This is a genomic window from Marinobacter sp. M5B, from assembly GCF_042604615.1.
GTDB classification, from domain to species: domain Bacteria; phylum Pseudomonadota; class Gammaproteobacteria; order Pseudomonadales; family Oleiphilaceae; genus Marinobacter; species Marinobacter salarius.
The window spans coordinates 4,215,883-4,236,663 of sequence record NZ_CP156894.1; the positions used below are offsets into that span (position 1 = coordinate 4,215,883).

18 protein-coding genes are annotated in these 20,781 nt (G+C 58.4%); 16 read left to right on the forward strand and 2 right to left on the reverse strand.

Translation table 11 applies throughout. From position 1 onward, the window contains the following. Position 1 precedes the first annotated feature (1 nt). The 11 genes from AAGD24_RS19160 to AAGD24_RS19210 all read left to right on the forward strand — a co-directional run bounded on the left by AAGD24_RS19160 (position 2) and on the right by AAGD24_RS19210 (position 13,076). The gene (locus tag AAGD24_RS19160) at positions 2-2,266 is read left to right on the forward strand and encodes a heavy metal translocating P-type ATPase (RefSeq protein WP_379865998.1); all 2,265 of its coding nucleotides are present in this window, start codon (positions 2-4) and stop codon (positions 2,264-2,266) included. 125 nt (positions 2,267-2,391) lie between these two features. After that, the gene (locus AAGD24_RS19165; RefSeq protein WP_036211433.1) at positions 2,392-2,841 is read left to right on the forward strand and encodes a DUF411 domain-containing protein; all 450 of its coding nucleotides are present in this window, start codon (positions 2,392-2,394) and stop codon (positions 2,839-2,841) included. 74 nt (positions 2,842-2,915) lie between these two features. Continuing rightward, positions 2,916-4,634: a diguanylate cyclase gene (locus AAGD24_RS19170; protein ID WP_379866000.1), complete on the forward strand. Its 1,719-nt coding sequence runs from the start codon at positions 2,916-2,918 to the stop codon at positions 4,632-4,634. Between the two features lie 75 nt (positions 4,635-4,709). After that, positions 4,710-6,698: a ribonuclease R family protein gene (locus AAGD24_RS19175; protein WP_379866002.1), complete on the forward strand. Its 1,989-nt coding sequence runs from the start codon at positions 4,710-4,712 to the stop codon at positions 6,696-6,698. 67 nt (positions 6,699-6,765) lie between these two features. Beyond that, a complete protein-coding gene (locus AAGD24_RS19180) occupies positions 6,766-6,969 on the forward strand; it encodes a hypothetical protein (RefSeq protein ID WP_085678484.1) in 204 nt (67 codons plus the stop codon). Between the two features lie 458 nt (positions 6,970-7,427). Then, the gene (locus AAGD24_RS19185; protein WP_379866004.1) at positions 7,428-8,795 is read left to right on the forward strand and encodes a carboxyl-terminal protease-like protein; all 1,368 of its coding nucleotides are present in this window, start codon (positions 7,428-7,430) and stop codon (positions 8,793-8,795) included. Positions 8,796-8,813: 18 nt separating this feature from the next. Continuing rightward, positions 8,814-9,455: a penicillin-binding protein activator LpoB gene (locus AAGD24_RS19190; RefSeq protein WP_075194683.1), complete on the forward strand. Its 642-nt coding sequence runs from the start codon at positions 8,814-8,816 to the stop codon at positions 9,453-9,455. After that, positions 9,439-10,683 carry a hypothetical protein gene (locus tag AAGD24_RS19195; protein ID WP_075194682.1) on the forward strand — a complete coding sequence of 415 codons (1,245 nt, stop codon included), beginning with the start codon at positions 9,439-9,441 and terminating at the stop codon, positions 10,681-10,683. The genes AAGD24_RS19190 and AAGD24_RS19195 overlap by 17 nt, the downstream gene beginning before the upstream one ends. Further along, positions 10,680-11,135, forward strand: a complete 456-nt coding sequence (locus AAGD24_RS19200) for a YcfL family protein (protein ID WP_379866006.1) — start codon at positions 10,680-10,682, stop codon at positions 11,133-11,135. Before AAGD24_RS19195 ends, AAGD24_RS19200 begins: the two co-directional genes overlap by 4 nt. Then, positions 11,135-11,947, forward strand: coding sequence for a hypothetical protein (locus AAGD24_RS19205; protein WP_136633694.1), 813 nt, complete (start codon positions 11,135-11,137; stop codon positions 11,945-11,947). Before AAGD24_RS19200 ends, AAGD24_RS19205 begins: the two co-directional genes overlap by 1 nt. A gap of 40 nt (positions 11,948-11,987) precedes the next feature. Beyond that, positions 11,988-13,076, forward strand: coding sequence for a S41 family peptidase (locus tag AAGD24_RS19210; RefSeq protein WP_075194679.1), 1,089 nt, complete (start codon positions 11,988-11,990; stop codon positions 13,074-13,076). Here AAGD24_RS19210 and AAGD24_RS19215 read toward each other — a convergent pair. Next, positions 13,070-13,984 (reverse strand): acyltransferase, encoded by a 915-nt coding sequence (locus AAGD24_RS19215; RefSeq protein ID WP_379866008.1) that lies wholly within the window; start codon positions 13,982-13,984, stop codon positions 13,070-13,072. The genes AAGD24_RS19210 and AAGD24_RS19215 overlap by 7 nt on opposite strands. A gap of 182 nt (positions 13,985-14,166) precedes the next feature. Between AAGD24_RS19215 and AAGD24_RS19220 the strand changes: the two genes are divergently transcribed. Further along, on the forward strand, positions 14,167-15,318 hold the full coding sequence (locus tag AAGD24_RS19220) for an alpha/beta fold hydrolase (protein WP_379866010.1): 1,152 nt from the start codon (positions 14,167-14,169) through the stop codon (positions 15,316-15,318). 167 nt (positions 15,319-15,485) lie between these two features. Here the strand turns inward: AAGD24_RS19220 and AAGD24_RS19225 are convergent, their stop codons facing one another. Further along, on the reverse strand, positions 15,486-16,157 hold the full coding sequence (locus tag AAGD24_RS19225; RefSeq protein ID WP_085678462.1) for a haloacid dehalogenase type II: 672 nt from the start codon (positions 16,155-16,157) through the stop codon (positions 15,486-15,488). Positions 16,158-16,296: 139 nt separating this feature from the next. Between AAGD24_RS19225 and AAGD24_RS19230 the strand changes: the two genes are divergently transcribed. The 4 genes from AAGD24_RS19230 to AAGD24_RS19245 all read left to right on the forward strand — a co-directional run bounded on the left by AAGD24_RS19230 (position 16,297) and on the right by AAGD24_RS19245 (position 20,780). Further along, entirely contained in the window at positions 16,297-17,208 is a 912-nt protein-coding gene (locus AAGD24_RS19230; RefSeq protein ID WP_379866012.1) for a LysR family transcriptional regulator, read from the forward strand. Between the two features lie 223 nt (positions 17,209-17,431). Continuing rightward, on the forward strand, positions 17,432-18,637 hold the full coding sequence (locus tag AAGD24_RS19235) for a Bcr/CflA family multidrug efflux MFS transporter (protein WP_379866014.1): 1,206 nt from the start codon (positions 17,432-17,434) through the stop codon (positions 18,635-18,637). A gap of 102 nt (positions 18,638-18,739) precedes the next feature. Next, a complete protein-coding gene (tpx, locus tag AAGD24_RS19240; protein WP_007155738.1) occupies positions 18,740-19,237 on the forward strand; it encodes a thiol peroxidase in 498 nt (165 codons plus the stop codon). Positions 19,238-19,505: 268 nt separating this feature from the next. Continuing rightward, on the forward strand, positions 19,506-20,780 hold the full coding sequence (locus tag AAGD24_RS19245) for an MATE family efflux transporter (protein ID WP_051947109.1): 1,275 nt from the start codon (positions 19,506-19,508) through the stop codon (positions 20,778-20,780). Position 20,781: the final 1 nt, after the last annotated feature.

Here is a 20,781-nt window from a genome sequence, read left to right on the forward strand (position 1 = left end):
GATGAATGAGAAAACCGATTTGAACGACGGCCAGATTCAACTGGCCGTTACCGGCGCCAACTGTGCCTCCTGCGTGAATACGATTGAGAGCGCCCTGAAGTCGGTGGACGGCATCACCGGCGCTCACATGAACCTGGCCGACCGAACTGCCACAGCGACCGGGCATGCTGACCCTCAGGCTCTGATCAGGGCGGTGGAAAGCTCCGGCTATGGAGCCAGCCAAATCGAAGACCCTGACGCGGCGGACGACCGCAAGCAGGAGGAGGATCGTAAGCAGTACAAGACCCTGCTGGTGAAGATGGCTGTCAGTCTGGGACTCGGTCTCGGCCTGATGATCTGGGGCATGGGTTTCGGCACCATGATGGTGACCAGCGAGAACCAACCGATCTGGCTGACCCTTGGCGTGGTCACCCTGGGCGTCATGGCTGTCACCGGTGGTCACTTTTTCTCCGGAGCGTGGAAAGCGTTCCGGCACCACAATGCCAACATGGATACGCTGATCGCCTTGGGGACCGGCACTGCCTGGGTCTATTCCATGACGGTAGCCAGCATCCCGGATGCACTGCCGGAAATGGCACGGCACGTGTATTTTGAGGCGTCGGCGATGATTATCGGCCTGATCAATCTGGGGCAGGCACTGGAGCTTCGCGCCAAGGGCAAGACCTCGGAAGCCGTGCGCCGGCTGTTGGACCTGCGCGCCAAAACCGCCCGCGTAATCCGTGATGGCGAGGAGCAAGATCTGCCGGTGGAACAGGTTCGGGCGGGTGATCATATCCGCGTTCGTCCGGGTGAAAAACTCCCGGTGGACGGGGAGATTACCGAAGGCAGCACCCGCGTTGATGAAAGCATGCTCACCGGCGAGCCCATGCCTGTCAGCAAGGGCGAGGGCGACGAAGTGTCCGCCGGCACCATCAACACCCATGGCTCCATTATCTACAAGGCCACCCGCGTCGGCAGCGAAACCGCCCTCGCACAAATCATCCGTTTGGTGAAAAAGGCTCAGGGCTCCAAGCCCGCTATCGGCCGCCTGGCAGACAGGATTTCCTCGATTTTCGTACCCAGCGTGATGCTGATTGCCGTGGTATCGGCACTGGTCTGGTACAACGTCGGGCCGGAACCGGCCGTGGTTCACATGATGGTGGCCGCGACAACAGTTCTGATCATCGCCTGCCCCTGTGCCCTTGGGCTTGCCACGCCTATGTCAGTGATGGTGGGCGTCGGAAAGGCCGCCGAATACGGCGCACTGATTCGCCAGGGGGACGCCCTGCAGACGGCCGGCAAGCTGGATCTGGTGATCCTGGACAAGACTGGCACTATTACCGAGGGTCACCCGGCCGTCACCCGTTTTCATGCCACCGACGGCGATACCGGCAGGTTGCTGGCCCTGGCCGCCGGTCTGGAACAACACTCGGAGCACCCGTTGGCCGAAGCCATTATGGCGAAGGCGAAGGACCAAGGGGCAACGCCGGACAATGTCACCCGCTTCGAAGCCCTCAACGGCAAAGGCGTGCAGGGCGAGCTGGATGGACAAACCGCGCGCCTGGGCAACCGCCGCTGGCTGGAGAGCGAGAACATTGATCTGGCCGAACTGCAGGAGGAGGCCAATGCCATCACCGCCGAGGCCGGAACCCCACTGTTCCTGGCCCTGGGCAATCAGGCGCTGGGAGTGGTCGGCGTTGCCGATGCGGTGAAACAGGATTCGGAAGCCGCCATACGGCGACTGCACGACGCAGGCATCCGGGTGATGATGGTGACCGGCGACGTCGACGGCACCGCCAGGGCCATTGCCGAGAAAACCGGGATCGACGATTACCGCGCTGAAGTTCTGCCGGAAGACAAGGCCACCATCGTCAGCGAGATGCGGGGCAAAGGTTATACCGTGGCAATGGTAGGCGACGGCATCAACGATGCGCCTGCCCTTGCAGCGGCGGACGTTGGCTTTGCCATTGGCACCGGCACCGATGTCGCCATTGAAAGCGCCGGTATTACGCTGATGCGGGGCTCTCTCCACGGCGTTGCCGACGCCATTGAGATATCCCGGGCCACGGTACGCAACATCCATCAGAACCTGTTCGGCGCCTTTGCCTACAACTCGTTGGGCATACCCGTCGCGGCCGGACTGCTTTACCCACTGTGGGGGATTCTGATGAGCCCGATACTGGCCGGCGCCGCGATGTCGCTGTCGTCGGTCACGGTCGTTACCAACGCCAACCGGCTGCGACTGTTCAAAACCACCAGTAACGCAGGCAAGGAGGGGAACCAATGAACGCACTTCTGGTCAATGCCGGAGGACTGATCCTGATGGCCGCCATCGTCTGGTGGTTCTGGTTGTCACCCTCTGGCGGCGGAGAACCAAACCACGATCACAGCCATCATCATTGAGGTAACATCATGAAAAAACAACTGTTGGCCCTTGGCCTTGTCGCAACCGTCGGCTTGAACGGTCAGTTACAGGCCGAAGACGGGCTGAAAGACATCCATGTCTACAAGTCACCGACCTGCGGTTGCTGCACGGATTGGGTGGACCACCTGAAGGAAAATGGTTTCAAGGTGGAAGTCACTGAAACCAATAACCTGAATCCGATAAAGATCGACGCCGGCCTGACACCGTCACTCGCCAGTTGCCACACCGCGTTTGTTGGCGACTATGTGATTGAAGGTCATGTGCCCGCCAACGACATTCACCGGTTGATCGCCCAGGCCCCGAAAGCAAAGGGTCTGTCGGTGCCCGGCATGCCGGCTGGCTCACCCGGCATGGAAGTGGGGGATCGCAAGGACCACTATCAGGTGTTGATGTTCAACGACAGCGGCCAGACCAAAGTCTTCGCAGAACACAACTAGTTTTCCTACACACTTTGCCATGCCTGCTCTATCATACCTTCCAGATAGATCCAGACTGTGCATAAGGAAAGCTTTTGAGCCTGAAAACCCGACTACTGGGCCTGGCAGCGGCTCTGATGATCATCGCCTCAGTCGCCTCCTGGCTCGCGTATCGTGAGCTTTCAGACGACATCATCGAGCGCTGGGGGCAGCAGGTTGCCGAAATACAGGTGCGCTATGACAGCGCCCGCCTGCTGCAATCCTTGGAACGGGAAATCGGGCTCGCCCGCCAGATGGCCGACTCCTCCACGCTGGTCAACTGGGCTACCTCACCGGAAGATAAGGCGTTACAAAGCGACGCCATACGCGAAATGGAAAGCTTCCGAAGCAATTTCCGCGACAACAGTTATTTCGTCGCCCTCCGTGATTCCCGCCGCTACTACTACAACAATGCCAACAACGAATTTGCGAATGATCAGTTCCGCTACATCCTGGACCCCGAAAAACCCGAAGATGCCTGGTTCTTCCAACTGATTGAGGAAGGCCGCAACTTTCATCTGAACGTAAACCCCGATACCGAGCTCGGTGTGACCAAACTCTGGATCGACGTGCTAATGCGGGATGAGGAAGATCGTATCGTCGGCATGGTCGGTACCGGCCTGGACCTGGACGCGTTCCTGCAGGATATCGTGGATATCGACCAGGAGGGGATCACCACCCTGTTCGTGGACTACAACGGCGCGATACAGCTCTACCGCGACCGCAACTACATCGACTTTGCCAGCATCATCAAACCCGAAGGCCAGAAAAGCACCGTCGACCTGCTGTTTGATAACCCGGAAGACAAGCAGAAGGTGCTCGGCATGCTGCAACTTCTGAAAAACCGGGGCGGCGCCACCGGTGCCGTGGAGAGCAGCTTTGTGACCGTGGACGGCCGAAAACACCTGGCTGGCGTGGCCTTCCTGCCTGCCATCGGCTGGTTCGAGATCACCCTGCTGGATCTTGAAACGCTCCTGCCCCGCAGTTACCTATGGCCTCTGGTTGCCGTGTTCCTGACCAGTTTGCTGGTCACCCTGATCCTGTTCCATCTGATTATCCGTTCGCGCATCCTCAAACCCCTCGTCAGCCTTGAGAGTGCGGTTGAGAAGGTTCGAGGTGGCAGCTTTGCGCTTCCGCACCTGGAAAAACCGGACAACGAGATCGGCCGGCTTGCCAGTCATTTCGAGACAATGACCGACACCCTCGAGCATTCAACCCGCGAACTGGAACGGAAGGTTGCGCAACGTACTGACGAGCTGAACAGGCTGGCGCGTGTTGACGCCCTTACCGGGCTGAAGAACCGCCGTGGTCTGGACGAAGCCCTGGATGAAGAAATACAGCGGGCAAAACGACAGAACACGGGCTTTGGTCTGATCTGGCTGGACATTGACCACTTCAAGGCCATCAACGACGAGCTTGGCCATCAGGCCGGTGACGACATTCTCTGCCGCGTGGCACTGTGGCTCAAGGCCGGCGTGCGGCCCTACGACCACCCCGGCCGCTGGGGCGGCGACGAATTCGTGGTGGTGCTCTCGCCCTGCGATGAAGATACGCTGTGCCAGATTGCCGCGCGGATACGCGAAACCATCGAAAGGGACAGCATTCGCACCGGCACGCCGGTGACCGTTAGCGTGGGCGGGTACCTCTGCCAACCCGGTGACGACGTTGACACCATTCTGCGACAGGCCGATCAGGCGCTTTACCGTGTGAAACAGCAGGGGCGGAACAAAGTGCTTATCACGGATGGATCAGGCCAGGAAATTAACCCCGCGTAACATGGTCTGACTCATACCGCCATAACCGGTATACTCCGCAGCGACACTCAAATTTTATCCAGCCAGGTTCTGTTCATGCTCAATGCCGACGCCCTCAGCCAGTTGCGCCAGCTGAAAACCAATATCGAGGAAAACAAGGTTGTCTTTCCGGGTACCGTCAAAGCCACCAATGGGCGTTTCGGCTTTGTTGCGCTGGATGAGGGGCGAGACGTCTTCCTGCCACCGGAAGAAATGCAGAAAGTGCTGCCCGGTGACCGCGTCAAGATCACCGAGGAAGAGGGCGACAAGGGCAAGACCCAGGGCATGATCGACGAGCTTCTGGACACCAGTTTGGACACGTTCGTTGGTCGCTATCTGGTGAAAGGTAAAGGCCACTTCGTGGTGCCGGAAACCCCCGGCATCAACCGCTGGATCTTCATACCGCCAAAAGAACGCCAGGGTGCCGAGCCCGACGATTACATCTACTGCCAGATTCACAAACATCCGATCAAGGATGGCAAAGGCCAGGCAAAGATCCTGAAGGTCCTCGGCAAAGCCGGTGATACCGGCATCGAACGCGCACTCACCGTTGCCACCTTCCACCTGCCAGACACCTGGCCCGACGCCGTGCAGAAACAGGCCAGTGCGCTGGATGAATCAACCGTTGACGCAAAAAGCGAAGGCCGGGACGATCGCACCGACCAGCCCTATGTGACCATCGACAGCCCCGGCACCCAGGACATGGACGATGCCCTGCTGGCAGAGCCCAACGCCACTGGCTGGAAACTGTCCATTGCCATTGCCGACCCGACGGCTGTTATCGAGCCGGGCAGCCCTGCCGAGCAGGAGGCCTTTCGCCGCGCCACCGCCATCTATTTTCCCGGCGAACCACTACCCATGCTGCCGGATACCCTCAGTACCCGCCTGTGTTCGTTAATGCCGGACACCGAGCGCCTGGCACTGGTCTGCGACCTTCAGGTGAACAACGATGGCAGCCTCGGCGACTATCAATTTCATCAGGCAGTGATTCGCTCCCACGGCAAACTCAGCTATGAACTGGTCTCCAACCTGATCGAAGGCCGGGAAGACGACGATATCAAGGCGCTTCCGGATACCGTTTCCAACAGCCTCGACCAGCTCCACCAGATCGCCACCGCTCTGCGCAAATGGCGAAACGAGCACGCACTGGTGAACGGTGACCGCCCCGAATTCCGGCTGCGCCTGGACGAGAATCGCCGGATACGGCTGATCGAGCCCTCGGTTCAGAACGAGGCCCATCGCCTGGTGGAAGAATGCATGATCGCCGCCAACCGCTGCGCGGCCGACTTCCTGGGGCAACGTGACAAGGGGCTGTTTATCCAGCATCCCGGTTTGCGGGACGACCGCACCGACAACGTCCGCGCCTTGCTGGAAGGCTATGCCCCACAGCTCGCCGATATCGACGCCACCAGCGCCGCAGGCTTCCGCGACCTGATGAAGCAGACCGACGGGCTGGACGCAGAGGTTCCTGTCAAAGCCATTATTTCCCGCCAGCTTGCCCGCGCCGAGCTGTCGTTCACGCCGGCCCCCCACCAGGGCATGGGGCTGGCCGCCTACACCACGTTCACGTCGCCACTTCGCAAGTTCAGCGACTTCCACGTGCATCGGCTGATCAAGTCGATCCTGTGGCAGGAATCGCTGAACGAGCTCAACGATGACCAACTGGCCGAACTGCAACAGACCCAGATCCGCGCCCGCCAAGCAGCCAACAGCCTTGAAAACTGGCTCAAGAGCGATTTTGCGAAAACCCTTGGCGAGGACGCGATGACTGGCGTGATCAGCCGCACAACGCCTGCTGGGTTCTTTGTACGGCTGGACGCCAACGGCCTGGAAGGGTTCGTGAGCTGTAAGACACTTGAAGGTAAGTTCAGCTTCGATCCCGTTACGTTGCGCTTGGTTCACAACAAAAACGGCCGTACGTTCCAGTTGGAACAACCCGTGACTGTGACCTTCTCCGGCGTCGACGACGAAAGAAAGCAGATCCAGTTCAATCTGGTGGATGCGCCGACTGAAGGCCGCGAGCCTGCGAACACCGACGAGGCTTGAAAATCCGGCTCCGGAGCGCCATCTTAGTGAATAAGCGGGCACTTATTCGTTACGGAGGTGAATCCGGATGCCTATCAGCCCAACCGAGTTCCTGAAGAAGTACGGCTTCGAAGAGGAAGAAGAGGAGCGCGACCACAGCCTGCGCCACAATGCGATGGAACACGCAAAGCACTTGAAGCGCCCTCATGCTGGCACACCCCATGACTGGGAAGAGTGGGAGCGCTACAAGAAAGAGCACCCGGACGAAATCGAAGACGAGGATAGCAATTAGTTCTGTCCGAGCATCTTCATAAGCGTTCGTCCTTGGCCTGTCACTGATCCCGCCAACCACCTTCCTTCAAGGCGGGCTAACATTATCTTGCAATTTTTTGCATTTCTATATATTTCATGCCTCTTTTCCAAAAAGAGGCTTATGCTTTAATAGCTTACGCAACGGACTCTTTGTTTTCCGCGACGTATTTCTAACTCGATCCCCTGCCTCGCGACCTTCCGAGCCTAACACTGTCATTAAAAATTGTTTATACAGTTACCCTGTTAACAGAGTGTCGTTGTTATCGACACCACCTTTAAATCAACACATATAAGGTATCAGGGATGACATTAAGTCCTTCTCGTTCCACCTCAAAGGTAAAACGGTCCTCGATCAAACGGGCAGGCGTATCACTCCTTGGCCTGTCTCTGGCAACCCTGCTTACGGGCTGCCAAACCTACAGATTTGATCCCGACAGTGTGAGTGCCCCCACCTCGTCATCCTATAACACCGGGACAGTCCCCTTCACCGTTGTCGGAGACGAACGTCCTGATTGGCTGGTTCCGGAATCCGCTGATGTCCCTGAGGTTGTCGTAACCCGCACAACGGAAATGGCTGGAACACCCGATTTAAATGGTTTGAGCTTTCTTGGCTACATCTTGACGCTGACGCTGGTCCCCATCAAGGACGAAACACCTTATGCAGACGTCTTCTCTCTGACCTGGCAGGGAGAAACGCTGTTGGAAAGCCGTGTCGATTACTCTATCGACGGCTATTTCTCTGTTTACTTCCCGACGCCGATGATGTTTCTGGGTACACTGGGCGATAAGGAAGAAGAGAAATCCGTCGCCGAAGCCTACGTTACTGACTATCACAGGGACAACGTTCTGGCCACTATCGATCAGCAGCGCACCGAATTCGAGCAGTTTAATCCCCAAACCACCGAAGAAATTGCAGCCTACCTAACCGGCCCCGGCGCAAACTCCGTTTACCGGCCTTCTGCCATCCTGCAGCTGATCGATCAAGCCCCTGAAACCGACACCCTCGCTTACCATGCTGCCAACAGCAATATACCCGGTTACACCGATCTCCTGCCGGTTCGCTATCAAGCGTGGATGATCGGCCCTGATAGCCTGCGTGGCATCGACCTGGAAACCAGATTGGCTCAGGGCGTCGACGCAGATCAACTGCTGGTGCAGATGCTCAACGCCTACCCAAATCAGCCCATTCAATCCGGCTACTACACGGGAATGACCCGGGCTCACCACCAAGTGCTCAAGGACGCTGGCCTCCCCGAGGGGTTGGTGGATCGCATGACTAATGAGGCCCCATCGGCCCAGTTATTGGCTGCGGCGAATACCGGCAAACTCCGTGACGAAAACGGCAACATCCGGATTCCAACCCAGGAAGAGCTCCTCGAACAACTGGTGCGCAAGGACAATCAAGGCAAATACATGAGCCCCTACACCAGCGACGACGTGCTGGCCGAGTGGGTCAACTCCGCCATTAACGCCAACATCGGGTCAACCGTTGGCACCGGCGTCGGTGCAGCAGCCGGTGCGTATCTGGGTGAAAAAGCTCTCGAACAGGTGCCGTTTGTTGGGGGGTTCCTGGGCGGTACTGTTGGCGCCGAAGTCGGCAAGAGCATTGGCCGTGAAACCGCGATCAGCGCGTCCGGCGGCTGGGAAGCTATTCGCAGCACTTCCGACCGCAGCTTTGACGATATATCGTCCATGGCTCGCTATCTGAAGGCAAAATACGGCCATACCGGCAACTTTGCTGATGCCATGGATGCCACCCGACAGATCTATCCCGAACTGGCCGAGACCCTCGCGCAAGTCCGCTAACATCAAATGGAGAATGGAATGCTTAGAAAAACTGCACTCACAACGGCTTGCGCCCTGGCAACGGCGACTCTGGTTCTGTCCGGATGCGCCGGAAACATCGAGAACGTCAAAGGTAAACCCACGGTCTACGAAGATGTTTCCAGCACTGGCCGAGTTGGCGGCGTTGGTATCGAAAGCCAGGACGTTGTTGCCGTCACCGACCAGATGATGCGGGATATGCTGGCCAACCCGATGCTGACCGGTCGCTCTACACCGCCTCGCATTATCATCGACAACGAGTACATCAAGAACGAGAGCACCTCGGTGGTCAACACCAACATGCTCACCGACCGCCTGCGCATCGAACTGAATCGAGCCGCCAACGGCCGCATGGTTTTTGTGGGTCGCCACTTCTCCGACATGGTCCAGAAAGAGCGCGACCTGAAGCGTGACGGCGCCGTCGACGGCGGTACGATCCGCCAGACTGCCGCGCAGGCCGGTGCCGATTTCCGCATGGGTGGCCGTATCACGTCGCTGGACGCCATCGACCGCGACACCGGAACCCAATCCCGCTACAGCCAGATCAGCTTCGAAATGGTCGATCTTGAACTGGGCACCATCGTGTGGAGCGGACTCTATGAAATGAGAAAGGCGGCCAAGGACAATGTGGTCTATCGATAAGCGATTGTTAAAGCCTGCGCTGGCCACAATTCTTGCCGGCGCGATCGCTGGCTGCGCGTCTGGCCCCAAGGTCTATGACCGGGCCGCGCTCGCACCTGCCGAACAAAGCCTGATCAACAGCAAGCCTGCCGCTCTGCGTGCTGACTTCCAGAACCTGTTTGAAGAGGGTCCTCGCAACAAGGTGCTGAACCTGATGGAAATCGGGGTCAAAGCCTACCGGGCCGGCTATCGGGACGAGGCGAAGAACACGCTGACCCAGGCCCGGCTTGAGATCGAGAATGTCTATGCCGATTCCGAGGCCGCCAGAAAGGCACGAAGCATCTGGTACGAGGAAGCGGAGAAAGACTTCAAAGGCGAACCCTACGAACGGGCCATGGTGTATTTTTACCTCGGCCTGATCTACCTGGAAGACGGCGACTATGGCAACGCCCGCGCCAGTTTTCTGGCCGGCCTGTTGCAGGATGCCTTTGCAGAGGAAGAACAGAACAGCACGGATTTCGCACTGCTATTATACCTTGCTGGCTGGTCCGCACAGAAAATGGGCAGTGACCAACTGGCCGCAGAGCATTTTGAAGAGCTCAAGCTTTACCGGCCAGATGCCCCCATTCCTGGGGCCAACGACAATGCTCTGCTGATTGTCGAAACCGGTAAATCGCCCCGCAAACTTGGTGACGGCGTTGGTCACTATCAGTTGGTGTATCGACGGGGCAAGAACTTCCGGGATGTTGGCGCCGAAGTCAGGAATGGCGAAGAGTGGTCGTCGGTTTACCCCATGGAAGATGTCTTTTTCCAGGCCTCAACCCGGGGTGGACGCGCCATCGACCGTATCGTGGAAGGTCAGATCCAGTTCAAGGAAAATACCCGAGCCGTCGGCTCGACCCTGAGCACGGTCAGTCAGGACAGCATACTGGCGGGTGCCAGTGCCGCGGCCGGTGGTGCACTGGGTGCCGGTTTCGCTGCTGTGAGCCTGATCAGCGTGGCCGCAGATGGTCTGTCAGCCTCCGCCAATACCCGTGCCGACATACGCTATTGGGCCGGACTGCCAGACACCATTCATGTCATACCGGTGACCGCTGCCGAGGGGGAGCCAGTCGTCGTTCGCTTCCTCGATCAGTACGATCAGCCTATCCCAGGGCTCACTGACTCAACCTCATTCCATTTTGATGGTCGCGGGGCGGGCCTGGCCTTTGCCACCTCCCGTCGCCCGAACCCAGGAGAAACTCAATGAACCCTCTCGTTAAAACATTGACCGCAGCAACCATGGGGCTCGGTCTGCTGGTGGGCTGTACCAGCCTGCCCTCTGACAGCACCGATCTGACTGAGCGCACGGCGCCAGTCACCATGAATTCCGTGGTATTCAGCGACTATAATCTGAAGCGCACTTGGTCTGGCGGCCTGTTCGGCGACGGTGAGCGCTATCGGTTGTCGGTGGTTCAGCATGGTCAGCGTGCAACCGCGACGGGCACAACCGAGGTATACGCCGTCCTGCGTAACCACACCGATTATGACTATCAGGTTGAAGCCCGAACCCAGTTCTTCGATCAGGATGGCGTACCGACTGATGTGAAGCCTAACTGGCAACGAACCACCGTACCTGCCAACAGCCTCTCTACTTACCGCGAACTGTCTACCACCGCGCAGCCTCTGCAGTACCGCGTGGAAGTACGGGAGCTGAACTGATGAAACATCTCGCCATTGTATTCTGTGCGCTCGTACCGGGCTTCAGCCTGGCCGCCAGCCAGAGTCATGAAGCGGCACCGATGATGGCGCCGGCGCAGAAGCCGTTGACCGATAGCGATCTACAAAATGAGCGCTCGGCCCCCCAACGCCTGGAAAGTGAGGAGGCGATACTCGATCGTTTCCGCGCAGCGTTTGACGGCAACACGCCCAGAGTGGCCGTGTTCTGGAACCGGGCGTTTGACGATCAGGTTAGTGACTGGCGCAGTAGCACCCGGGGCGTAGTATCCGCTCGGGGCTCGCTGAAAGGCAACGTTCCGGACGGCAACGTCGACCTGCAGGGGCAAAGCCAGATCGCTGCGCAGGGAGAGTACCGCTCGAACCGAACGACTGGCCCGGCAAGCCCCGCCTTTGAACTGCAGAGCGGTCTGGTCAGCCAACTGACAGAAGCCGGCGTCACCGTGGTGGACCGAAATGCGATCATGCGCATCACCGACAATGCCCTGGAAACCGGCGATTTCTCACGCCTGTCGCCGGATCAACGCCGTCTCGAGATGCGAGCACTGGGTGAACACGCTGACATGCTATTGGTATTCCGCCGAATCGCCGATGACCGGTTCGAAATTGAAGTACTGGACGTTCACAACGGTTCGATTCGCGCCATGTTGAGTTCCAACGGTGTCCCTCCCGAGAAGGACAAGGCTCGTCAATGGAAAGCAACCGACCATGGTTTCCAGAAAGTGGAGCACACGTTCACGCTGGATGAAATCGGAGGGGAACTCGCACTCCAAACCCTGGCAAGCGTTGCCCGCTAACGCTCAATACCCGACCTAACCTGAGAAGGACTGTTGTTTCATGACGTTCCAATTGAAGCCTACCTTGCTCCTGCTTCCCATCGTCGTTGCGCTGGGTGGCTGCGCCAGTAAACCTGAGACGCCCACCGATCCCGCGCTCATGTCGAGTAACCAACTGTTTTGGGCCGGTCTGACGCAGTGCGTTCGATTGGACTCGGCGGGAGAGCAGATAAAAATCTACCCGGAACAGGCAGCCGTAACGGTGCGCCCCGAATCGTTTGCCTATACATGGTGGTGTCAGGACGACATTGGTCAGTTCTTACCGTCAGACGTCAGCAGCCATCCTATTCCGGAAGCAGACAAACCCGGCGACGGTCTTATCGGCGCTTCGTTGGAAAAAACAGAGGAAGGCTTCTTTGTTTCGTGGCTGACGCCGAACGGCCCGGCAGCGACCAGTGAACAACTGGCCGTTGGTGATCAGATTATCGCCATCCGCCCGACTCTGGATGGAAAACCGTATCCGGTGGATAATCTCAAACTCAGTCAGCTCGTGTGGCTGATTCGCGGAACACCAGGCACGGAGCTCCAGTTAACCTTGCTGAATGCCGCCAATAGCGAACCCCGGGAGGTGACACTTCAACGCGCCTTAGCCACACAAAGCGATTTCCTTCTGGTCAAGCAACGTCAAGCTGACTTGAAACACAAGGCCGAAGCCAAAGCGAGGAAAAGCCTGGTCATCCACGACAATACCGGCAACTTCATGAGCCCTTACACCAGCGACCGTGTAACCGCCGAATGGGTGAACAAGGCCTTGAATGCCAATATTGGCGCCACCGCCGGCAGTGCGGTAGGAGCAGTGGCGGGCGCCTATGCCGCCAACAAAGCCCTTGAATCCGTGCCGTTTGGAAGCTTTATCGGCGGCATGGTCGGCTCAAAGGTCGGCAAGGACGTTGGTCGCAGTACCGCCATTGAGAGCATCGGCGGATGGGAGTATGTCAGAGCAACGTCCGACATGAGTTTCCGGTCACTGACTGACATGGCCCGATACCTGAAATCAGAGTACGGATCAGACCCAAACTTCAGCGACGTCATCCAAGCGACCAGCCAGATTTATCCTGAGTTCGCGACGGCCCTTGCCTCGTCTCAGTAGGTATTATCAGCAGAGCGGCTGGAGAGCATACGCGTCAGCCGCTCATCTTTGGCACGCCACTGCTCTGCCAGCCAGTTCTTCACGTTTTTTCGGTGCTCTGCATCAGTGGCATAATCCCGGCCCTTCAGGTGCGCCGGGATGGTAACTGTGTCGATCTCCATGCCGACTTTACTCACCCTTCCACACATGAAATCCCAGAATGTTGGAGCGCCCCCTGGATAGGCAATCGTGACATCCACCAGTGTTTCGATGGAGTCGCCCATGGCATCCAGCACAAAGGCCACGCCACCGGCCTTGGGCGTCAGCAGGTGGGTGTATTTTGATTTCTGCTTGTCGTGTTTGGCCTGGGTAAAGCGCGTGCCTTCAACGAAATTCATCACGCTCACCGGGGTGTAGCGGAACTTCTCACAGGCCGTACGGGTCGCTTTAAGATCTTCACCGCGCTTTTCAGGGTGCTTGATCAGGTACTCACGGGTGTAGCGTTTCATAAACGGGAAATCCAGCCCCCACCAGGCCAACCCTATGACCGGCACCCAGATCAGTTGTTGCTTGAGGAAGAACTTCAGAAACGGTGCACGGTGGTTGAACACCCGCTGCATGGCGAAGATGTCGACCCAGCTTTGATGGTTGCTCAACACCAGGTACCAGCTTTCCCGTTTAAGCTTTTCGGCGCCGTGGACGGTCCATTCCGTGCCTTGGGTAAGTTTCATCCAGCCGGTGTTGCAGGCAACCCAGGCTTCGGCGATCCAGATAATAACTTTGGTGCACAGAACCCGGAAACCGGTGTGGGGAATAATCAGCTTCAATATCGCCGGGATGTAGAGAAGCAGGCACCAGAACAGGGTATTCAGCCCCAGGAGGATGGAACTGATGACGCCGATAACGGGAGCTGGCAGGAAGCTGAGCATGGTGGTCCTGTTGTTGGTTTTTTAAGATGGCTGAATGATACCAATGGTTGGCAGGTTTGGGCAGTGGCCTGAAGTGACCGGTTTGCCATTAGTGGTGGACGTTCTTGCCATAGTTCCGATCTGTATAGGTAGTCTAGTCTTATTCCGAACCTGTTCTCGACATAAACCTTATGGAAACCTCTATGCCCGACCCGCTCAGCTACGCTTTCAACAAAGCCTCGGGAATAACCCGCCAGACGGCACTATACGCCGGTAACGCCTTCGACCGCGTATTCCGGGCCGCCAGCCTGGTGCAGGCAGGGCAGACACCGTTCGAGACCTTGTACACCGATGGGCTGGCGAGCCTGCGATACTACCCGCCGCTGGCCGAGGATTTTATCGAGTTGGATGGCGAGATGATTGATGTGGAGCGCACGCCCCACAAGACGCCCATCGTAATCGTGCCGCCACTGGCGGTGAACATGCTGATCTACGACCTGTTTCCCCAGCGTAGCCTGGTGCGATTCCTGCGGGCCAAGGGGTTTGAGGTGTACCTGATCGACTGGGGCGTACCCACGCGCCAGCATAGTCACTACAACCTGCACACCTACGTGGCGGAGTTGCTGCCGGCATACCTGAACCGGGTGCGGGAGCACAGCGGTGAGCAGGAGCTGTCGTTGCACGGCTGGAGCCTGGGCGGCATGTTCACGCTGTTCTATTCTGCCCTCAGCCGCGACCAGCACATCCGCAACGCCATCGTGCTGGGTTCGCCCATCGACAGCCACGCATCCGGGCTGATGGGTTTGATGTACCAGCGGGTGTCCGACGTCGCCGATTTCGTCCGTAAGCGCACCGGCTTCCGCCTGCATGACGTGAAACCTCATTGGTTCCACTCTCCGGGCTGGGCCAACACCATCGGCTTCAAACTCACCAACCCCATTGGCAGCGTGATGGGCTACTGGGAACTCATCGTCCGCCTGGGCGACCGCGACTTCGTCGCCAGCCACGCCACCACCTCCGCCTTCCTCGACCGCATGGTCGCCTACCCGGGCGGCATCGTGCAGGACGCGGTAGTACGCCTGTGGATCGACAACGAACTCTCCAAAGGCCAGATCCAGATCGGCGAAGACGTCGCCCGGCTGGAGAATGTAAACGCCAACTTACTTGCCATCGCCGGCGACACAGACACCCTGGCAACACCCGGCGCGGTTAAACGCATCGAAGACCATGTCAGCTCGAAGGACGTCACTTTCCGGGTTACCCCCGGGGGTCACATGGGCATTCTGGCCGGCAGCAAGGCGCCGAAGGAAAGTTGGCTGGAGATGGCGGAGTGGTTGGCTGAAAGATCGGACTGAATCACACAGAACGCGCGACTGGGAGACCGCCGGCACATAAGTCGGAAGCGCGTCTCGTAGCGTCCCTTCCAAAACTGTGCGGAGCCATGGATGGCGGAGCCCAAGCCGAACAGGACGTCTTGAGGCGTGTTTTGGAAGGGACGCTACGAGACGCGCCACCCCGGAAGTTAAAGGTTATCCAATGTAGCAGGTAGCTCAGAAAGACTCCGAACCACCGCATTAGGCTCAATCCCCCAATCTTCAAACACCTTCCCGGCATCCCTCTGCACCCAGATGGCCGTCAACCCCGCCGCCCGGGCACCAATCACATCCCACGCGTTACTGGACACCAGGCACAGAGGCTTATCCATCGCCCCGGTTGCCCGTCGTGCATAGGCATACACCGCCGGGTCCGGCTTGAAGCTCTTGATGTCATCCACCGACACCAACCCCTCAAACTGATCCAGCAAATGGTTATGCCCCAGCACCTTCTCCAACGCCGGATAGGTGCCATTGGAAAAGGCAAACATCCGATACTCGCCCTGCAGGGATTCCAGTGCCGGCAACGAGTCGTCAAACGCAGGCAGGGACAGATAGGCCCCCATCAACTCATCTTCCCGCTCTCCACTTAAGCTCAACCCATGGCTGGCCATCGCATACCTTAGCGCCTGCCGCGTACAGGCTCCGAAATCCTCGTACATACGCATCAGCCCCTTGCGAAAGGAAAACTCCAACTGTTTTTCCCGCCACTGGGCACTCACGGACTCCGCCGCCTGGCCTGCGTCCGGCGCCAACAGGTCTGCCATTCCCATGGGGTCCACCAGGGTTCCGTATACATCGAACGCCAGGATCGGTTTCATCGGGTGCTCCTAAATTTTTTCAACCAGTGTCACGACATCGTAAACCAGTCGACATCGTTTTTTGAATGCTTACTCAAACCACCAACAACAAAGTACTCCGGAATGGGCAACCTCCCACGCCTCGGGTACACTGCTATTCATGAACCCTGTTGATACATTTAACCTCGACATTCGCTCCCTCAGCACCTTCATTGCAGTGCTGGATGAGGGCAGCGTTTCTCGAGCTGCTGTGCGACTGGGCGTGAGTCAATCGGCTGTCAGCCACACCCTGGACCGATTACGCCAGGCCCTGGGCGACGCTCTGTTCGTCAAATCCGGCCGAGGCATTGTCCCCACCCGGTATGCTCTCCAGGCCGGCCCACACATTCGCCAGATACTGGACGACCTGCACTCCCTGTCTTCCGGGCCGCCGTTTGCCCCGGCCACGGCCGAGTTCACCTTCACCATCGCCGCCAACGACTATCAGCGCGACCTGCTGTTACCCGGACTGCTGTCCGTGATCCGACAAGAAGCGCCTGGCATCCGCTTGCAGGTTGTCCCCTCGGGCATTCCGACCGCCGACATGTTGCGTAAAGACTTGTGTGACTTGATTATTTCCCCTCACGCACCGGAAGCTACCGACATCATGCAGCGGGGCCTGATGGCGGATCAGATGGTGGTTTTCTACGATCCCGCCATCCGCCAGGCCCCGGAGGCCCTGGCGGATTATCTGAAGGCGGACCACATCGCCATCCTGTTCGGCACGGGTGAAAAAACGGCTTTCGAAGGTTCGTTAGCCGCCCAGGGATTGACCCGGAGAACCGCCGTAACCGTGTCCAATTTTTCTGGCCTGCCAGCCTTCCTGCATGGCACTGACATGCTCGCCACAGCGCCCAAGCGCATGAGTGAGGACTTACTGCAACAGTTTGCATGGACACCCCTACCGTTCGACTACAAGCCATTCACATTGCTGATGCTGTGGCACAAACGCAACCAGAACGACCCCGCTCACCGCTGGATTCGAAACCACGTCAACGGCGTAGCAGCGACCATCAATGGCCTCAATACTTAATTCATCTAATTTGTTCATACGTTGTATGAAATAGCTGGCCGTTATCCCAGGACAGGACGAGCGTAGACTCCCCATATCAGATTGAGCGCTGGGTGAGAGCCGGCCTTCTAAAACCGTGCGGAGCCATGGATGGCGGAGCCGAGCGTACAGGGATGTATTGACAGCGTGTTTCAGAAGGCCGGCTCTCACCCAGTGCCGTACTCCAAAGATTCCGGGATCAGTAATGCTCGCACTCACCAGTGTATGGACAACGATACTATTGGCAGCCGCTGTCGCCCTCGGGCCGCTGGCGATTGATATGTACCTGCCTTCCTTGCCCGCTATGGGAGAGGCGCTCTCGGCCAATACAGGTCAAGTACAGCTTACGCTGAGTATCTACATGGTCGGGTTCGCCCTGGCCCAGTTGGTCTGCGGCCCGCTGGCGGACCGGTTCGGGCGTAAGCCCATCATGATTGGCGGATTCCTGCTGTTTGCGATCGCCAGCGTTGTTTGTGCTCTTGCGACCAATATTGAAACACTGATCCTGTGCCGCTTCCTGCAAGCGCTTGGCGGCTCGGCCGGTCCAGTGCTGGGCCGGGCAGCCGTACGGGATATCTATTCTCCACGGGACGCCGCAAAAATCATGGCTATTCTGGCCAGCATCATGGCCCTGGCACCCGCTGTTGCACCAACTCTCGGCGGTTTTATGGTGGTCAGCCTGGGCTGGTCGTCAATTTTTCTGGCATTGGGTGGCTATGCGCTCATCATGGCTGTGGTGGTTGCAGTGGGTATTCCCGAGCCGATGCGCCCGGAAAACCGGCAATCCCTTCGCGTTAGCAGCCTGTGGAAGAACTACCGGGCAATCGCCTCGGACATCAGCTTCCTGGGCTACACCCTGACCAACTCCCTGACCTTCGCCGGCCTGTTTGCGTTCCTGTCAGGCTCGTCGTTCGTGCTGATTGATTTCCTGGGCGTGGAACCCCAGCACTTCGGTCTGTTCTTCGCCTGTATCGTGGCCGGTTATATTGGCGGCAACCTCACGGCCATCCGCCTGGGCCGCTCGTTTGCGCCAGATCAGATACTGGTGCGAGGCCTGACGATATCGGTTATCGGTGGCGGCTTAATGGCCGCACTGGCAGCCTCGCAGGTTTACAACGTATGGGCAGTGGTGCTGCCACAAGCCTTGTTTATGGTCGGTGTGGGCATGGTCCTGCCCCAGACCATGGCCGGGGCCCTGGCTCATTTTCCCCAAATGGCCGGTTCGGCCTCCGCACTGTTCGGCTTCACCCAGATGGTGGTTGCAGCCATTGTGGGTGCTCTCGTGGGGCACTTCCACGACGGCACGTCACTGGTGATGGCGGGCATCATCGCTGCCTGCGCCATTGCGGCCCTCGGCAGCTACCTGCTAATGGTCCAGCGCCATCCGGCTCCCGGATTTGAGCCCGCCTGAAACCAACTTAACTCGACTCCCGGATGAAAAAACATCCAAAATGGGCTACACAGAGTAAGCTGTTAAATACAAATCCATTAGACCAGTATCAGGGAGTTCCAAATGAGCAACGTCACACTCGGCGGCAATCCAATCACCGTGAGCGGCACCCTTCCGCAAACCGGCGACACCGCCCCCAACTTCACCCTAACCACTCAGGGCCTGGAAGACGTCACCCTCGACAACTGGGCTGGTAAGCGCAAAGTTCTGAATATTGTCCCCAGCGTAGACACCCCGACCTGCGCCACCTCCACCCGTAAGTTCAATGAAAAAGCCAGCAGCCTGGACAACACGGTGGTGCTGGTCATTTCTGCCGACCTGCCCTTCGCCGCCGGTCGATTCTGTGGTGCCGAAGGCCTGGAAAATGTCACTACCCTTTCCAGCTTCCGAAACTACAGCTTCCAGGAAGATTACGGTGTTGCCATCCAGGACGGCCCACTTGCTGGCCTGACCTCCCGCGCAGTGGTGGTTCTGGACGAGAACAACAAGGTTCTACACAGTGAGCTGGTTGGTGAGATCAAGGAAGAACCGAATTACGAAGCCGCTCTTTCGGCGCTTTGATTCCCAGCACTCCGACTTACTGAAAGCGACTCCGTAATCGATGTGCGAAGGCCGGGGCGCCTTCCCCAGACCGTGCATTGCCAGGGATGGCAATGCCGAGCCCCCATGGATGGGTTCACGGCGTGTCTGGGGAAGGCGCCCCGGCCTTTGCACCCACTCACAAACCGATAACTGCTAGAATCGCCCACCGAGCAAAACACCTGGAACAGAAGCCACCAACGTGACGAACGCCACCCCACAAGCCAGCCTGCCGCGCCAGTTGTTCACCATGACCTGGCCCATGCTCTTCGGCGTACTGTCACTGATGACCTTCCAACTCGTCGACAGCGCCTTTATTGGCCAACTCGGCCGCGACCCACTGGCGGCACTGGGCTTCACACTGCCCATGCAGCAGCTCATCATCGGCCTGCAGGTGGGCCTTGGCATCGCCACCACCGCCATCATCTCCAGAACCCTCGGCGCCGGCGACCAACTCCGCGCTGAACGCCTGGGCGGTCTCGTCGTCACCGTAGGCGCCACTCTGGTGATTATCCTGTGTATCGCCCTCTGGCTGCTGCAAACCCAGATTATGGCTGGCCTGGGCGCCGAACAGAGCCTGCTACCGCTGATCCGCAGTTACTGGATACCCTGGCTGCTCTCCGCCTGGACCGGCGCCATGCTCTACTTTGGTTACAGCGTGTGCCGCTCCCATGGCGATACCAAACTCCCTGGCTATATGATGGTCGCCACCAGCGTGGCAAACATCGCCCTGGACCCGTTGTACATCTTCGTTTTCGGGTGGGGCCTGCAAGGCGCTGCCCTGGCAACCGTGACCGCCTTCGGTATCGGTTGCCTGTTTATCTACCCCAAACTGCTGCGCTCTGGCTGGATACGCTTCGACCTTTCCCAGCTGGCCCTCGGCAAGGCACTGAAACAACTGAATGGCATCATGGCGCCGGCCATGGTTAGCCAGCTGATGCCGCCAGCCTCGGCCATGTTCGCGACCGCCATGGTGGCTGGCTTTGGCTCCGCCGCCGTCGCGGCCTGGGGCCTGGGCACTCGCCTCGAGTTCTTCTCCATAGTGGTGGTGCTGGCACTGACCATGTCGATGCCGCCCATGATTGGCCGCATGCTTGGGGCCGGTGAGCTTGCGCGGATTCGCGTTCTCGTGCGATTGGCGGTTCGTTTTGTGGTGGTGTGGCAACTGGCCATTGGATTGATCTGGCTTTTAGCGTCAGGAGTGGTCTCAGAGCTGTTTACCAGCGATCGCGCCGTCAGCGATGTGCTGGGCAGTTATCTGGTTCGGGTGCCGCTGAGCTATACCGGCCTGGGCATCTGCATGCTGATGGTGTCGGTGTGCAATGCGCTGGGGCTTGCCATGCGGGCGCTGCTGGTGTCGGTCCTGCGGTTATTCCTCTGCTTTCTGCCACTGCTTTGGCTCGGCTCACAGCTCGGCGGTATCAACGGCCTGATGAGCGGTGCGCTGGTTGGCAATCTGATGGCAGGTGTCATGGCCTACCTGTTCTACCGGCAAGGCATCCGAAAGCTGGCACTCCAGGACTAAA

Coding starts and splice junctions, on each gene's coding strand:
- AAGD24_RS19190 (WP_075194683.1), top strand. CDS start 8,814: ATGCTTAGAAAAACTGCACTCACAACGGCTTGCGCCCTGGCAACGGCG.
- AAGD24_RS19235 (WP_379866014.1), top strand. CDS start 17,432: ATGCTCGCACTCACCAGTGTATGGACAACGATACTATTGGCAGCCGCT.
- AAGD24_RS19195 (WP_075194682.1), top strand. CDS start 9,439: ATGTGGTCTATCGATAAGCGATTGTTAAAGCCTGCGCTGGCCACAATT.
- tpx (WP_007155738.1), top strand. CDS start 18,740: ATGAGCAACGTCACACTCGGCGGCAATCCAATCACCGTGAGCGGCACC.
- AAGD24_RS19165 (WP_036211433.1), top strand. CDS start 2,392: ATGAAAAAACAACTGTTGGCCCTTGGCCTTGTCGCAACCGTCGGCTTG.
- AAGD24_RS19175 (WP_379866002.1), top strand. CDS start 4,710: ATGCTCAATGCCGACGCCCTCAGCCAGTTGCGCCAGCTGAAAACCAAT.
- AAGD24_RS19205 (WP_136633694.1), top strand. CDS start 11,135: ATGAAACATCTCGCCATTGTATTCTGTGCGCTCGTACCGGGCTTCAGC.
- AAGD24_RS19210 (WP_075194679.1), top strand. CDS start 11,988: ATGACGTTCCAATTGAAGCCTACCTTGCTCCTGCTTCCCATCGTCGTT.
- AAGD24_RS19245 (WP_051947109.1), top strand. CDS start 19,506: ATGACCTGGCCCATGCTCTTCGGCGTACTGTCACTGATGACCTTCCAA.
- AAGD24_RS19160 (WP_379865998.1), top strand. CDS start 2: ATGAATGAGAAAACCGATTTGAACGACGGCCAGATTCAACTGGCCGTT.
- AAGD24_RS19200 (WP_379866006.1), top strand. CDS start 10,680: ATGAACCCTCTCGTTAAAACATTGACCGCAGCAACCATGGGGCTCGGT.
- AAGD24_RS19215 (WP_379866008.1), bottom strand. CDS start 13,984: ATGCTCAGCTTCCTGCCAGCTCCCGTTATCGGCGTCATCAGTTCCATC.
- AAGD24_RS19220 (WP_379866010.1), top strand. CDS start 14,167: ATGCCCGACCCGCTCAGCTACGCTTTCAACAAAGCCTCGGGAATAACC.
- AAGD24_RS19225 (WP_085678462.1), bottom strand. CDS start 16,157: ATGAAACCGATCCTGGCGTTCGATGTATACGGAACCCTGGTGGACCCC.
- AAGD24_RS19230 (WP_379866012.1), top strand. CDS start 16,297: ATGAACCCTGTTGATACATTTAACCTCGACATTCGCTCCCTCAGCACC.
- AAGD24_RS19180 (WP_085678484.1), top strand. CDS start 6,766: ATGCCTATCAGCCCAACCGAGTTCCTGAAGAAGTACGGCTTCGAAGAG.